Raw genomic sequence first — 14,627 nt, 5'->3', positions numbered from 1 at the left:
TCCTACAGGATGCACACATTCCAATGTAGGAGCTGCTGAAGGCTGCGATCTTTTGATTTCCGGCTTCAACCAGCCGCAGCCCATTTCCCCTCCAACCGTTCTGGCATAACACTTGCTCTTGCCTTGCCGTGCAACTGTGAAACCCCGAATAGTGACGGATTATTGGCATGGCGAAGAGCGACGCAGCAGTAAAAGACCCCGCATCCAAAGGCAAACTCAAGCTGATCATCCTGATCGTGGTGGCCCTGCTGCTGGCGATCGGTGTGTCCGTGGGCGCGACCTGGTACTTCATGCACAGCACTCAGAGCAAGCCTGCCGCCGACGTAGCGCAAACCGCTCCCGTCGGCAAACAGCCAGCGATTTTCGAGCCGATGGCGCCAGCTTTCGTGGCCAACTTCAACCAGAACGGCCGCCAGCGCTACATGCAGGTGAGCATCACCATGCTCGCGCGCAACCAGGCGGATCTGGAAGCGCTCAAGGTCCACATGCCGGTGATCCGCAACAACCTGGTCATGCTGTTCTCCGGGCAGGACTTTGCGACCCTCGCGTCGCCGGTCGGCCAGGAAATGCTGCGGCAGAAGGCTACCGCCAGCGTCCAGGAAGTGGCGCAGAAAGAGCTCGGCAAAGTGGTGATCGAACAGTTGCTTTTCACTAATTTCGTACTGCAGTAGGAACACGACATGGCCGTGCAGGACCTGCTGTCCCAGGATGAGATCGACGCGCTGTTGCATGGCGTCGACGATGGTCTGGTACAGACCGAAAACGCTGCCGAACCCGGCAGCGTCAAAAGCTACGACCTGACCAGCCAGGATCGCATCGTCCGTGGACGCATGCCGACCCTGGAAATGATCAACGAGCGTTTCGCCCGTTATACCCGCATCAGCATGTTCAACATGCTGCGTCGTTCGGCAGACGTAGCGGTGGGCGGCGTGCAGGTGATGAAGTTCGGCGAATACGTGCACTCGCTGTACGTGCCGACCAGTCTCAACCTGGTCAAGATCAAACCCCTGCGCGGCACCGCGCTGTTCATCCTCGACGCCAAGCTGGTGTTCAAGCTGGTGGACAACTTCTTCGGTGGCGACGGCCGGCACGCCAAGATCGAAGGGCGTGAATTCACCCCGACCGAACTGCGTGTGGTGCGCATGGTGCTGGAGCAGGCGTTCGTCGACCTGAAGGAAGCCTGGCAGGCGATCATGGAAGTCAACTTCGAGTACATCAACTCCGAAGTGAACCCGGCCATGGCCAACATCGTCGGCCCGAGCGAAGCCATTGTGGTGTCGACCTTCCACATCGAACTCGATGGCGGTGGCGGCGACCTGCACGTGACCATGCCGTACTCGATGATCGAGCCGGTGCGCGAGATGCTCGACGCCGGCTTCCAGTCGGACCTCGACGATCAGGACGAGCGCTGGGTCAACGCCCTACGCCAGGACGTGCTGGACGTCGACGTGCCGATCGGCGCGACGGTGGCCCGTCGTCAGTTGCGCCTGCGCGACATCCTGCACATGCAGCCGGGGGATGTGATCCCGGTCGACATGCCGGAAGAAATGATCATGCGCGCCAACGGCGTGCCGGCCTTCAAGGTCAAGATGGGCTCGCACAAGGGCAACCTGGCGTTGCAAGTGATCGAGCCGATCGAGCGCCGTTGACCGGCGCTCCTACCCATTCGCGATTAACCGAATTCTGAACTTTTGCTCGCCGAGGACACTGACATTATGAACACGCAAGACGACCAGGCCCTGGCCGATGAGTGGGCCGCGGCCCTGGAAGAAACCGGTGATGCCGGGCAGGCCGACATCGACGCATTGCTTGCCGCCGATTCCGGCAACTCCGCGTCCAACCGCCTGCCAATGGAAGAGTTCGGCAGCGTGCCGAAAAACAACGATCCGGTGAGCCTCGAAGGCCCGAACCTGGACGTTATCCTCGATATCCCGGTGTCGATTTCCATGGAAGTGGGCAGCACCGACATCAACATCCGCAACCTGCTGCAACTGAACCAGGGTTCGGTGATCGAGCTGGATCGCCTGGCCGGCGAGCCGCTGGACGTGCTGGTCAACGGCACGCTCATCGCCCACGGCGAAGTGGTGGTGGTCAACGAGAAGTTCGGCATCCGCCTGACGGACGTGATCAGCCCAAGCGAACGCATCAAGAAGCTGCGCTGAGTGAAAAAGCTTCTCTGGTTTGTATTGGCCATGCCGTTTGACGTGCTGGCGGCCGAGCCGGTCGCTACGGCGACCACGGCTGCTGCGCCAGCGGTGAGCAGTGGTGTGGCTGGGCAACTGACGCAACTGGTGTTCGGCCTGCTGCTGGTGCTCGGGCTGATCTTTTTCCTCGCCTGGTTGTTGCGTCGGGTCCAGCAGGCCGGTCCGGCCGGCAAGGGGCAGGTGATCGAGATTGTCGGCTCCCGCGCGCTGGGGCCGCGCGACCGTCTGATGCTGGTACAGGTCGGCAGCGAGCAGATTCTGCTCGGCCTGAGCCCTGGCAGCATCACTGCGCTGCACGTCCTCAAGGAGCCGGTGCAGGTGCCGAGCACCGAGAAGCCGACGCCGGAGTTTGCGCAGCGCCTGCTGGAGATGCTGGGTAAAGATCAGAAGGATAAGAAGTAATGGGTGCGCTACGCATCGTCTTGACGCTGGCCCTGATGCTGGCCGCGCCATTGGCATTCGCCGCCGATCCGCTGTCGATCCCGGCCATCACCCTGGGCACCAATGCGCAGGGTGCGCAGGAATACTCGGTCAGCCTGCAAATCCTGCTGATCATGACTGCGCTGAGTTTTATCCCGGCGTTTGTCATGCTGATGACCAGCTTCACCCGGATCATCATTGTCTTCTCGATCCTGCGCCAGGCCCTGGGCCTGCAGCAGACGCCGTCGAACCAGATCCTCACCGGCATGGCGCTGTTCCTGACCTTGTTCATCATGGCGCCGGTGTTCGACCGGGTGAACCAGGACGCCTTGCAACCCTATCTGGCAGAAAAACTGACAGCCCAGGATGCGGTCGCCAAGGCGCAGGTGCCGATCAAGAGTTTCATGCTCGCCCAGACCCGCACCAGCGACCTGGAGCTGTTCATGCGCCTGTCCAAGCGCACTGACATCGCGACACCGGATCAGGCACCGTTGACCATCCTGGTACCGGCCTTCGTGACCTCCGAGCTGAAAACGGCGTTCCAGATCGGCTTCATGATCTTCATTCCGTTCCTGATCATCGACCTGGTCGTGGCCAGTGTGCTGATGGCCATGGGTATGATGATGCTCTCGCCGCTGATCATTTCCCTGCCGTTCAAGATCATGTTGTTCGTGCTGGTGGATGGCTGGGCGCTGATCATCGGCACCCTGGCCAGCAGCTTTGGTGGTGTATCGCCATGACCCCTGAAGTCGCCGTAGACATTTTCCGCGAAGCCCTGTGGTTGACCACCATGATGGTTGCCGTGCTGGTGATTCCGAGCCTGCTGGTGGGGCTGCTGGTAGCGATGTTCCAGGCCGCCACCCAGATCAACGAACAGACCCTGAGCTTTTTGCCGCGCCTGTTGGTGATGCTGGTGACGCTGATCGTCGGCGGGCCGTGGCTGGTGCAGACCTTCATGGAGTACATCCTGCAGCTGTACGGCAGTATTCCTCAGGTCATCGGCTAAACCATGTCGCTGCTTGCGCTGACCGATACGCAGATCAGCACCTGGGTGGCGACCTTCATGTTGCCGCTGTTTCGCGTCGGCTCCCTGTTGATGGTCATGCCGGTATTTGGCACGACCCTGCTGCCTCGGCGCATCCGCCTGTATTTCGCGCTGGCCATTACCGTGGTCATCGCGCCGGGGCTGCCACCGATGCCGCCGGTCAATCCCCTGGACCTGAGCGGGCTGTTGCTGATCGCCGAGCAAATCCTCATCGGCGCGGTGATGGGGTTTTCCCTGCAGCTGTTCTTCCAGGCCTTCGTGGTGGCCGGACAGATTGTCGCCATCCAGATGGGCATGGGTTTCGCTTCGATGATCGACCCGGCCAACGGTGTCTCGACGGCGGTGATCGGGCAGTTCTTCACCATGCTGGTGACGCTGCTGTTCCTGTCCATGAACGGTCATCTGGTGGTGTTCGAGGTCCTCACTGAAAGCTTCACTACGTTGCCGGTGGGTGGTGGCCTGATGGTCAACCATTACTGGGAGCTGGCCGGCAAGCTCGGCTGGGTGCTCGGTTCGGCGTTGTTGCTGGTGTTGCCGGCGGTCACCGCGCTGCTGGTGGTTAACATCGCGTTTGGCGTCATGACCCGGGCGGCGCCGCAACTCAATATTTTCTCGGTCGGCTTCCCGCTGATCCTGGTCCTGGGGCTGTTTATCGTCTGGGTCGGGCTGGCGGACATTCTCAATCAATATCAACCGCTGGCCAACGAGGCCTTGCAGTTGTTGCGCGATATGGCAAGGGCGAGCTGAGTCATGGCTGAGAGCGAAAGCGGTCAGGACAAAACAGAAGACCCCACGGAGAAGCGCAAGCAAGACTCCCGTGAAAAGGGTGAGATAGCGCGGTCCAAAGAGCTCAACACCCTGGCGATCATGCTGGTCGGTGCCTCGGCGCTGCTGATTTTTGGCGGCGCCATGGCGCAGGACATGATGGAGCTGATGCGCATCAACTTCTCGCTGCCGCGGGAAGTGATTCTGGATCAGCGCTCAATGGCCAACTACCTGATGCGCTCGGGACAAATTGCCCTGTGGTCGATCCAGCCGGTGATGATCACCTTGGTGCTGGCCGCCATCATCGGTCCGATTTCCCTGGGGGGCTGGCTGTTCGCGGCTAGCTCAATGGCGCCCAAGTTCAGCCGCTTGAACCCCGGTCCCGGCCTCAAGCGCATGTTCTCGACCAAGTCGCTGGTCGAACTGCTCAAGGCCCTGGCCAAGTTCATCATCATTCTGTTCGTGGCGCTGGCGGTGTTGTCGTCGGACATCGACGACCTGCTGCGTATCGCCCATGAACCCCTGGACATGGCAATCATCCACAGCCTGCAAGTGGTGGGCTGGAGCACCTTGTGGATGGCGTGCGGGCTGATCCTCATCGCAGCGGTGGATGTGCCGGTGCAGCTCTGGGAAAGCCACAAGAAACTGCTGATGACCAAGCAGGAAGTGCGCGACGAGCACAAGGACCAGGAGGGACGGCCGGAGGTCAAGCAGCGGATTCGACAGCTGCAGCGTGAGATGTCCCAGCGGCGGATGATGGCCGCCATTCCCGAAGCCGACGTGGTCATCACCAACCCGACGCACTACGCCGTGGCACTCAAGTACGACCCGGAGAAGGGCAGTGCGCCGGTATTGCTGGCCAAGGGCTCCGACTTCCTGGCCCTGAAGATCCGCGAGATCGCCGCGGCCAACGAGATCCTGTTGCTGGAGTCACCGGCGCTGGCGCGCTCGATTTACTACTCCACCGAGCTGGAGCAGGAAATCCCCGGCGGGCTCTATCTGGCGGTCGCGCAGGTACTGGCCTACGTCTATCAGATTCGACAGTACCGGGCGGGCAAGGGCAAGCGGCCTGATCCGCTCAAGGATGACCTGCCGATTCCGCCGGATTTGCGCCGCGATTCCTGATCTGAAAATCAAAAGATCGCAGCCTTCGGCAGCTCCTACATGAGATCGGCGTGAACCTGTAGGAGCTGCCGAAGGCTGCGATCTTTTTTGCCAGCGAAAACCTCTATTCCAAGCCTTTGCAAAAGTTGGAAAGCTTCTTGCAGTAGCCGCCCTGCGCCTGCTTCAGGCGTCAAAAGTTTGCTTTAAAGGAACGGGGAAAACCGGTGGATCGCTCTCAGTTAATCAACAGTGCCCGCAGCAACATTGCCGACCTCAGTCGAGGCAATCTGGGCGTGCCGCTGTTGTTGCTGGTCATGCTGGCGATGATGATGTTGCCGGTGCCGCCGTTCCTGCTGGACGTGTTCTTCACCTTTAACATTGCCCTGTCCATCGTCGTGCTGCTGGTGTGCGTCTACGCCTTGCGCCCGCTGGATTTCGCGGTGTTCCCGACCATCCTGCTGGTGGCGACGCTGTTGCGCCTGGCATTGAACGTGGCCTCCACGCGGGTGGTGATGCTCCACGGCCAGGACGGTCACGCAGCCGCCGGCAAGGTGATCCAGGCGTTCGGCGAGGTGGTGATCGGCGGTAACTACGTGGTCGGTATCGTGGTCTTCGCGATCCTGATGATCATCAACTTCGTCGTGGTAACCAAGGGTGCGGGGCGGATTTCCGAGGTGAGCGCGCGTTTCACCCTCGATGCGATGCCGGGCAAGCAAATGGCGATCGACGCCGACCTCAACGCCGGCCTGATCGATCAGGCCCAGGCCAAGGCCCGCCGCTCGGAAGTCGCCCAGGAAGCCGAGTTCTACGGATCCATGGACGGTGCCAGCAAATTCGTCCGGGGTGACGCGATTGCCGGCCTGTTGATCCTGTTCATCAACCTGATCGGCGGCATGGCGGTCGGTATCTTCCAGCACGGCATGACCTTCGGTGATGCCGGCAAGGTGTATGCGCTGTTGACCATCGGTGACGGTTTGGTGGCGCAATTGCCATCACTGTTGTTATCGACAGCAGCGGCGATCATGGTGACCCGTGCGTCCGGTTCGGAAGACATGGGCAAACAGATCAATCGCCAGATGTTCGCCTCGCCCAAGGCGCTGGCGGTGGCGGCAGGCTTGATGGCGGTCATGGGCCTGGTGCCCGGCATGCCGCACTTCTCGTTCCTGACCATGGCGGCGCTGGCGGCCGGTGGCGCCTACCTGTTCTGGAAAAAGCAGAACGTCGCCAAGGTTCAGGCCCTGCAAGAGGTCAAGCGCCAGCAGGAGTTGCTGCCGTCGCCGGCCCGCGCCCAGGAAACCAAGGAGCTTGGCTGGGATGACGTGACGCCCATCGACATGATCGGCCTGGAAGTGGGCTATCGCCTGATTCCGCTGGTGGATCGCAACCAGGGCGGCCAGTTGCTGGCGCGGATCAAGGGTGTGCGCAAGAAGCTGTCCCAGGATCTGGGCTTCCTGATGCCGACCGTGCACATCCGCGACAACCTCGACCTGGCGCCGAGTGCCTATCGCCTGACCCTGATGGGGGTGATCCTGGCGGAGGCGGAGATTTACCCGGATCGCGAGCTGGCGATCAACCCGGGGCAGGTCTACGGTACGCTCAACGGCATTACCGCCAAAGATCCGGCTTTCGGCCTGGAGGCGGTCTGGATCGAAATCAGCCAGCGTGCCCAGGCGCAGTCCCTTGGTTACACGGTGGTCGATGCCAGTACAGTGGTGGCCACCCACTTGAACCAGATACTCTACAAGCATTCCAGTGAACTGATCGGTCACGAAGAAGTGCAGCAACTCATGCAATTGCTGGCCAAAAGCTCGCCGAAGCTGGCTGAGGAGCTGGTGCCGGGCGTGGTTTCACTGTCGCAGCTGCTCAAGGTGCTGCAAGCGCTGTTGGCCGAGCAAGTGCCGGTTCGCGATATCCGCAGCATTGCCGAGGCCATCGCCAACAATGCCGCCAAGAGTCAAGATACCGCCGCGCTGGTGGCTGCCGTGCGGGTTGGCGTCTCCCGTGCAATCGTCCAAAGCATTGTAGGTACTGAGTCGGAGCTGCCAGTTATCACGCTGGAGCCAAGGTTGGAACAGATATTGCTCAATAGTCTGCAAAAGGCAGGACAAGGCTCGGAAGAGGGTGTTCTGCTGGAGCCAAGCATGGCTGAGAAGCTGCAACGTTCGTTGATCGACGCGGCGCAGCGCCAGGAGATGCAAGGTCAGCCGGTGATTCTGCTGGTGGCCGGTCCGGTTCGCGCGATGCTCTCGCGATTCGGCCGGCTCGCAGTCCCGGGTTTGCACGTGTTGGCTTACCAGGAAATCCCTGACAACAAGCAAGTGACCATCGTTGCGACAGTAGGGCCCAACGGCTGAGGTAGTGGTTTATGCAAGTTAAGCGTTTTTTCGCCGCCGATATGCGTCAGGCCATGAAGCTGGTTCGCGATGAGCTGGGCGCTGATGCAGCCATTATCGGCAACCGCCGGATTGCCGGGGGCGTCGAGCTGACGGCTGCACTGGATTACAAGTTGTCGGCGCTGGCGCCGCGTGTCCCGAACATGGAGCTCGAGGACGAGCTGCGCAAGACTCAGTCGCGGATCGTCACCGCCCAGGCCGAATTGAGCCTGCGCAGCGATGGCGAGAGCGACAATGCAACCAACCGCCAGCTGTTCGCCGGCTTGCCGTTGACCGCCGCCGAGCCGCTGATCGAACCGACCTACGCCGAACCCCGTCGCCCCGCACCAGCTGCTGTACCAGCGTCCGGTGGCGTGGACCCGCGCGCGTTCGACTCGATGCGCTTCGAGCTCAACAGTCTGCGCGAACTCATGGAAGTACAACTCGGGTCCCTGGCCTGGAACCAGCTGCAAGGCAGCCGTCCGGACCAGGCCAACCTCTGGCGTCGCCTGCAACGCATTGGCCTGTCTGGCCCGCTGTCGCGCGACCTGCTGGCACTGATCAGCGAAATCCAGGAGCCTCGTCAGGCCTGGCGCATGTTGCTGGCGCACCTGGCGCGCATGATCGTTACCCCGGACGTCGAGCCGCTGGAAGAGGGTGGAGTCATCGCCATGGTCGGCCCTGCCGGCATGGGCAAGACCACCACCCTGGCCAAGCTGGCTGCCCGTTACGTGCTCAAGTACGGCGCGCAGAACATTGCGCTGGTGAGCATGGACAGCTTCCGCATCGGTGCCCAGGAACAACTCAAGACCCTGGGGCGCATTCTCAATGTGCCGGTGACCCACGTCGATCCGGGCCAGTCCCTGGTGCAGGCGCTGGATCCATTGCTGCGCAAGCGCGTGGTGCTGATCGATACCGCCGGCCTGCAGGCCAGCGACCCGGCCCTGCGCATGCAGCTCGAAAGCCTGGCCGGTCGTGGCATCCGCTCAAAAAATTATCTGGTCCTGGCAACCACCAGCCAGAAACAGGTTCTAACCGCCGCTTATCACAGTTACAAGCGTTGCGGGCTTGCTGGCTGCATCCTGACTAAACTGGATGAAACGGCAAGCCTGGGCGAGGTGTTGAGCCTGGCCATCAGTCATGAGCTGCCAGTGGCGTACCTGACCGATGGCCCGCGGATTCCGGATGATCTCCATCTGCCGCGCCGTCATCAGTTGGTCAGTCGCGCCGTCAGCGTGCAAATGCAGGAAGAACCCAGCGAAGAAGCCATGGCTGACATGTTCGCTGACATCTACCACAGCCCGACCAAGCAGGTTGGCTGAGGTAATAATGAATCGTTTTTGTACCTACATCGATGGTCTGCCATGCATTGTTCCGTTTGTGAACGCGCAGCCAGTAATGTGGCCTCCGTCTATGCAAGACAAGGTAAAGAAATAACATGGGCAGCATGCATCCCGTACAGGTGATCGCGGTGACCGGCGGCAAAGGTGGCGTCGGGAAAACTAACGTGTCAGTGAACTTGTCCCTGGCTTTGGCTGAGCTTGGCCGGCGCGTCATGCTGCTGGACGCCGACCTGGGACTGGCGAACGTTGACGTTCGGCTGGGCCTGACACCCAAACGTACCCTGGCCGACGTGATCGAAGGCCGCTGCGAACTGCGCGATGTATTGCTGCAGGGGCCAGGCGGCATCCGTATCGTTCCGGCCGCATCCGGCACACAGAGCATGGTGCATCTGAGCCCTGCGCAACACGCAGGCCTGATCCAGGCCTTCAGTGATATCGGCGACAACCTCGACGTATTGGTGATCGACACCGCTGCGGGCATTGGTGAGTCGGTCGTCAGCTTCGTTCGCGCAGCCCAGGAAGTACTGCTGGTGGTGTGCGACGAGCCGACCTCGATTACCGATGCCTACGCCTTGATCAAGTTGCTCAATCGCGACTACGGCATGAACCGCTTCCGCGTCCTGGCCAACATGGCCCAGAGCCCGCAGGAAGGGCGCAACCTGTTCGCCAAGTTGACCAAGGTCACGGATCGCTTTCTCGACGTCGCCCTACAATACGTCGGCGCGGTGCCCTACGACGAAAGCGTGCGCAAGGCTGTGCAGAAGCAGCGCGCCGTCTACGAGGCCTTCCCGCGTTCCAAGTGCTCGCTGGCGTTCAAGGCCATCGCGCAGAAGGTCGATACCTGGCCGCTGCCTGCCAACCCGCGCGGGCACCTGGAGTTTTTCGTCGAGCGTCTCGTGCAGCAAACAGCAGGACCTGTTCTATGACAGCCAGCGGTTACAACCTCTACAAAAAATCGGCTCGTGATGCGCAGTACGAGCTGATCGAGCGTTACGCGCCGCTGGTTAAACGCATTGCTTACCACTTGCTGGCGCGTTTGCCGGCCAGTGTCCAGGTCGAAGACCTGATCCAGGCCGGGATGATCGGCCTGCTTGAGGTGTCGACCAAATATGACGCCAGCAAAGGCGCCAGTTTCGAGACGTACGCGGGCATTCGAATCCGCGGCGCCATGCTCGATGAAGTGCGCAAGGGGGACTGGGCGCCACGTTCGGTTCACCGCAATACGCGCATGGTCAGCGACGCCATTCGCTCGATTGAAGCGAAAACCGGCCGTGACGCTAAAGATCACGAAGTTGCGGCCGAACTCCAATTGAGTCTCGACGATTACTACGGAATTTTGAACGACACCCTGGGCAGCCGGTTATTCAGTTTCGACGATCTGTTGCAGGACGGCGAGCACGAAGGGCTGCACGAGGATGGCGCGAGTGCTCATCTCGAGCCGTCACGCGATCTGGAAGATGAACGCTTCCAGGCTGCGCTGGCGGATGCGATTGCCAATTTGCCGGAGCGTGAGCGACTGGTGTTGGCGCTGTACTACGACGAAGAGTTGAACCTCAAGGAAATCGGTGAGGTCCTGGGGGTCAGCGAATCTCGGGTCAGCCAGTTACACAGCCAGTGCGCGGCCCGCTTGCGGGGGCGTTTGGGGGAGTGGCGAGCGCGCTGAAGGCAGTGTGGGGACACTGCGAAAGAGACTGGTGTGGTGTTGAACTGCGCCGGTCCCGATCTGTTGTGCTCCAGACAGTCATTGAGTGCTTTGCCGGATTGATTGAAATGGCGCGTCCAGGTGCTGGGCGCGTTTAAGACTGCTTGGAGGTCGAATTGGACAAGAACATGAAAATCCTCATCGTTGATGACTTCTCAACGATGCGGCGGATCATCAAGAACCTGCTGCGTGACCTTGGGTTCACCAACACCGTCGAGGCCGACGATGGCACTACCGCCATTCCGGTGCTCAACAGCGGAAGCATCGACTTTCTGGTAACGGACTGGAACATGCCGGGCATGACCGGCATCGATCTGCTGCGTCACGTGCGTGCCGATGAAAAGCTCAAGCACCTGCCGGTGCTGATGGTGACCGCTGAAGCCAAGCGTGAGCAGATCATCGAAGCGGCCCAGGCCGGCGTTAACGGCTATGTGGTCAAGCCCTTCACGGCCCAGGCGTTGAAAGAAAAAATCGAGAAGATTTTCGAACGCATCGGTTGATGAGTGCGCCACGGGGGAGCTATGGGCAATAACGAAACTTCATTGGGCGATTTTGAGTCGACCCTGAAAAAACACGCCGTCGAATTGGTCGAGAGCCTTGAAAAAGGCAAGTTCGGCGACGCGGTGCAATTGATCCATGAGCTCAACCAGACCCGTGACCGCGGCCTGTATCAGGAAGTGGGCAAGCTCACTCGCGAACTGCATAGCGCGATCGTCAATTTCCAGATTGACCCGCACATGCCGCAAGCCGAAGAAGTGTCGCAGATCACCGACGCCACCGAGCGCCTGGGTTATGTGGTCAAGCTGACCGAGGCCGCGGCCAACCGCACCATGGATCTGGTGGAAAATGCCACGCCGCTGGTCAACAGCCTGGCGGAGGAAGCCCAGGCCTTGAGCACGGACTGGGGGCGCTTCATGCGTCGTGAAGTCGGTGCCGAAGAGTTTCGTGAACTGGCCCGGCGGGTCGACGGCTTCCTGGTGCGCAGCGGCACGGACAATCGCGCGGTGTCGGGCAACCTGAACGACATCCTGCTCGCCCAGGATTACCAGGACCTCACGGGGCAAGTGATCAAGCGTGTGACCCAACTGGTCACCGAAGTTGAAAGCAACCTGCTCAAGCTCGTGCTGATGGCCAGTCAGGTGGACCGCTTTGCGGGCATCGAACATGACCGTGAAGCGATGCTTGCTGAAAAAGATCCACAAAAACATCTCTCTCAGGGTGAAGGTCCGCAGATTCATGCCGATAAAAGAGAAGACGTTGTGTCCGGTCAGGACGATGTGGACGATTTGCTATCCAGCCTGGGATTTTAGAGTTTCAGGTTTTTTGGGTTTTTAGACCTTTAGGAGCACCCCCCTGATGAGCTTCGGCGCCGATGAAGAGATCCTTCAGGATTTCCTGGTTGAGGCCGGCGAGATTCTAGAGCAACTGTCCGAGCAACTGGTCGAGCTGGAAAGCCGTCCGGATGATGCGGATTTGCTCAATGCAATTTTTCGCGGTTTTCACACTGTAAAAGGGGGCGCCGGCTTCCTCCAGCTCAACGAGCTGGTGGAGTGCTGCCACATCGCCGAGAACGTGTTCGACATCCTGCGCAAGGGTGAGCGTCGCGTCGACTCGGAATTGATGGACGTGGTTCTCGAAGCGCTGGACGCGGTGAACAGCATGTTCAGCGAAGTCCGCGAGCGCAGCCCGATCACGGCGGCGACACCTGAACTGCTGGCGGCGCTGGCCCGTCTGGCCGAGCCGCAATCGGCTGACGAAGAGGTTGCTGCACCTGTTGCCGCCGTGGTTGAAGCGCCGGTGGCTGAAGCCGACTCAGGCGATATTACCGATAACGAATTCGAGCAATTGCTGGACTCGCTCAATGCCGTCAAGGCACAGGCCGAGGCGCCGGCAGTTGCCCACGCACCTGCAAGCGAGGCACCCGCAAGCGATGCGGCTGCCAGCGACGAAATCACCGATGCCGAGTTCGAGTCGTTGCTCGATCAGTTGCACGGTAAAGGCCAGTTTGCCGTCGATGCGATTGCGCAGGCTCCGGCTGCGCCAGAAGCACCGAAAGCGCCGGGCGACAGTTCCGATATTACTGACGACGAATTTGAAGCACTGCTCGACCAGTTGCATGGCAAGGGCAACTTTGCTGTCGAGGCGCTGGAGTCGGCCATTGCTTCGGTGCCTGCACCTGTTGTCCCAAGCGCGGCGGCGGCTGGCAGCGATCTGATTTCCGATCACGAGTTCGAAGCGCTGCTCGACGAATTGCACGGCAAGGGCAAGTTCAGCGAAGTCGGCACCGCGACGGCGGCCAACGGTTCGAACGCGGCTGTTGCGGCACCGGCACCGGCAGCCAAGGCGGCGCCGAAACCTGTGGCCAAGGCCCCCGAGCCAAAAGCCGAAGCGCCGGCAGCCGAAGCGCGGGCAGCCGCCGCACCGGTTGCTGCCCGCGCCCCGGCCGCGCCACCGGCAGAAAAACCGGCGAGCGAAGCCGAGACCACCGTACGCGTCGATACCGCGCGTCTGGACGAGATCATGAACATGGTCGGCGAGCTGGTGCTGGTGCGTAACCGCCTGGTCCGCCTGGGTCTCAACAGCGGCGACGAAGCCATGTCCAAGGCCGTGTCGAACCTCGACGTGGTCACCGCCGACCTGCAAACCGCGGTCATGAAGACCCGGATGCAACCGATCAAGAAAGTCTTCGGGCGCTTCCCGCGCCTGGTTCGCGACCTGGCTCGCCAGCTCAAGAAAGAGATCAACCTGGAACTGGTCGGCGAAGAAACCGACCTCGACAAGAACCTCGTCGAGGCCCTGGCCGATCCGCTGGTCCACTTGGTGCGCAACGCCGTCGACCACGGCATCGAATCACCGGAAGAACGCGAAGCCTCGGGCAAGGCCCGTGGCGGCAAGGTGATCCTGGCGGCCGAGCAGGAAGGCGATCACATCCTGCTGTCGATCTCCGATGACGGTAAAGGCATGGACCCGAATGTCCTGCGTTCCATCGCGGTGAAACGCGGCGTGATGGACAAGGACGCGGCCGATCGACTGAGCGACACCGAGTGCTACAACCTGATCTTCGCCCCGGGTTTCTCGACCAAGACCGAGATCTCCGACGTGTCGGGTCGCGGCGTGGGCATGGACGTGGTGAAAACCAAGATTTCCCAGCTCAACGGTTCGATCAACATCTACTCGGCCAAGGGCCAGGGTTCGAAGATCGTCATCAAGGTGCCGCTGACCCTGGCGATCATGCCGACGCTGATGGTCATGCTCGGCAACCAGGCGTTTGCGTTCCCCCTGGTGAACGTCAACGAAATCTTCCACCTCGACCTGTCGACCACCAACGTCGTGGACGGCCAGGAAGTGGTGATCGTGCGGGACAAGGCGTTGCCATTGTTCTACCTCAAACGCTGGCTGGTCAGCTCCGCCGCTCACGAAGAGCAGCGCGAGGGCCATGTGGTGATCCTTTCGGTGGGCACGCAGCGGATCGGCTTTGTCGTCGATCAACTGGTGGGCCAGGAAGAAGTGGTCATCAAGCCGTTGGGCAAAATGCTCCAGGGAACTCCGGGCATGTCCGGCGCCACCATCACCGGTGACGGCCGCATCGCGCTGATTCTCGATGTTCCGAGCATGCTCAAGCGTTACGCCACACGGTGTATTTGATTCTGGTGGAGCGGGGCGCCTGGCCTC

At 60.8% G+C, this 14,627-nt stretch carries 15 protein-coding genes; all 15 read left to right on the top strand.

All coding sequences use genetic code 11. The features are described from left to right. Positions 1-167: 167 nt before the first annotated feature. The 15 genes from fliL to AC07YV_RS01560 all read left to right on the top strand — a co-directional run bounded on the left by fliL (position 168) and on the right by AC07YV_RS01560 (position 14,600). Complete coding sequence (gene fliL, locus AC07YV_RS01630) at positions 168-671, top strand: flagellar basal body-associated protein FliL (protein ID WP_102699426.1); 504 nt, start codon at positions 168-170, stop codon at positions 669-671. 9 nt (positions 672-680) lie between these two features. After that, positions 681-1,649: a flagellar motor switch protein FliM gene (gene fliM / locus AC07YV_RS01625; protein WP_015096242.1), complete on the top strand. Its 969-nt coding sequence runs from the start codon at positions 681-683 to the stop codon at positions 1,647-1,649. Positions 1,650-1,715: 66 nt separating this feature from the next. Then, positions 1,716-2,162: a flagellar motor switch protein FliN gene (fliN, locus tag AC07YV_RS01620; protein WP_015096241.1), complete on the top strand. Its 447-nt coding sequence runs from the start codon at positions 1,716-1,718 to the stop codon at positions 2,160-2,162. Positions 2,163-2,192: 30 nt separating this feature from the next. Further along, complete coding sequence (gene fliO, locus AC07YV_RS01615; protein ID WP_102699497.1) at positions 2,193-2,606, top strand: flagellar biosynthetic protein FliO; 414 nt, start codon at positions 2,193-2,195, stop codon at positions 2,604-2,606. After that, positions 2,606-3,364: a flagellar type III secretion system pore protein FliP gene (gene fliP, locus AC07YV_RS01610; RefSeq protein WP_102699425.1), complete on the top strand. Its 759-nt coding sequence runs from the start codon at positions 2,606-2,608 to the stop codon at positions 3,362-3,364. The genes fliO and fliP overlap by 1 nt, the downstream gene beginning before the upstream one ends. Further along, positions 3,361-3,630, top strand: coding sequence for a flagellar biosynthesis protein FliQ (gene fliQ / locus AC07YV_RS01605; RefSeq protein WP_015096238.1), 270 nt, complete (start codon positions 3,361-3,363; stop codon positions 3,628-3,630). Before fliP ends, fliQ begins: the two co-directional genes overlap by 4 nt. A 3-nt stretch (positions 3,631-3,633) precedes the next feature. Continuing rightward, positions 3,634-4,416, top strand: coding sequence for a flagellar biosynthetic protein FliR (gene fliR / locus AC07YV_RS01600; RefSeq protein WP_102699424.1), 783 nt, complete (start codon positions 3,634-3,636; stop codon positions 4,414-4,416). A 3-nt stretch (positions 4,417-4,419) separates the two neighbouring features. Continuing rightward, positions 4,420-5,559 (top strand): flagellar biosynthesis protein FlhB, encoded by a 1,140-nt coding sequence (gene flhB / locus AC07YV_RS01595; RefSeq protein ID WP_102699423.1) that lies wholly within the window; start codon positions 4,420-4,422, stop codon positions 5,557-5,559. A gap of 203 nt (positions 5,560-5,762) precedes the next feature. Further along, positions 5,763-7,892, top strand: coding sequence for a flagellar biosynthesis protein FlhA (flhA, locus tag AC07YV_RS01590; protein WP_102699422.1), 2,130 nt, complete (start codon positions 5,763-5,765; stop codon positions 7,890-7,892). A gap of 11 nt (positions 7,893-7,903) precedes the next feature. After that, the gene (gene flhF / locus AC07YV_RS01585; RefSeq protein ID WP_102699421.1) at positions 7,904-9,232 is read left to right on the top strand and encodes a flagellar biosynthesis GTPase FlhF; all 1,329 of its coding nucleotides are present in this window, start codon (positions 7,904-7,906) and stop codon (positions 9,230-9,232) included. A gap of 116 nt (positions 9,233-9,348) precedes the next feature. Next, complete coding sequence (gene fleN / locus AC07YV_RS01580) at positions 9,349-10,179, top strand: flagellar synthesis regulator FleN (protein ID WP_102699420.1); 831 nt, start codon at positions 9,349-9,351, stop codon at positions 10,177-10,179. Continuing rightward, positions 10,176-10,916 carry an RNA polymerase sigma factor FliA gene (fliA, locus tag AC07YV_RS01575; protein WP_007894214.1) on the top strand — a complete coding sequence of 247 codons (741 nt, stop codon included), beginning with the start codon at positions 10,176-10,178 and terminating at the stop codon, positions 10,914-10,916. The genes fleN and fliA overlap by 4 nt, the downstream gene beginning before the upstream one ends. Positions 10,917-11,083: 167 nt before the next feature. Then, the gene (locus AC07YV_RS01570) at positions 11,084-11,455 is read left to right on the top strand and encodes a chemotaxis response regulator CheY (protein ID WP_003183998.1); all 372 of its coding nucleotides are present in this window, start codon (positions 11,084-11,086) and stop codon (positions 11,453-11,455) included. 21 nt (positions 11,456-11,476) lie between these two features. Then, entirely contained in the window at positions 11,477-12,265 is a 789-nt protein-coding gene (locus tag AC07YV_RS01565) for a protein phosphatase CheZ (protein ID WP_102699419.1), read from the top strand. Between the two features lie 46 nt (positions 12,266-12,311). Continuing rightward, positions 12,312-14,600 (top strand): chemotaxis protein CheA, encoded by a 2,289-nt coding sequence (locus AC07YV_RS01560; protein WP_102699418.1) that lies wholly within the window; start codon positions 12,312-12,314, stop codon positions 14,598-14,600. The last annotated feature ends 27 nt before the right edge of the window (positions 14,601-14,627 follow it).

The sequence above is a fragment of the Pseudomonas sp. GW456-E7 genome, assembly GCF_059424105.1.
The sequence above is the reverse complement of the archived record's forward strand: the minus strand, read 5'-3'. Positions and strand labels throughout refer to the sequence as shown.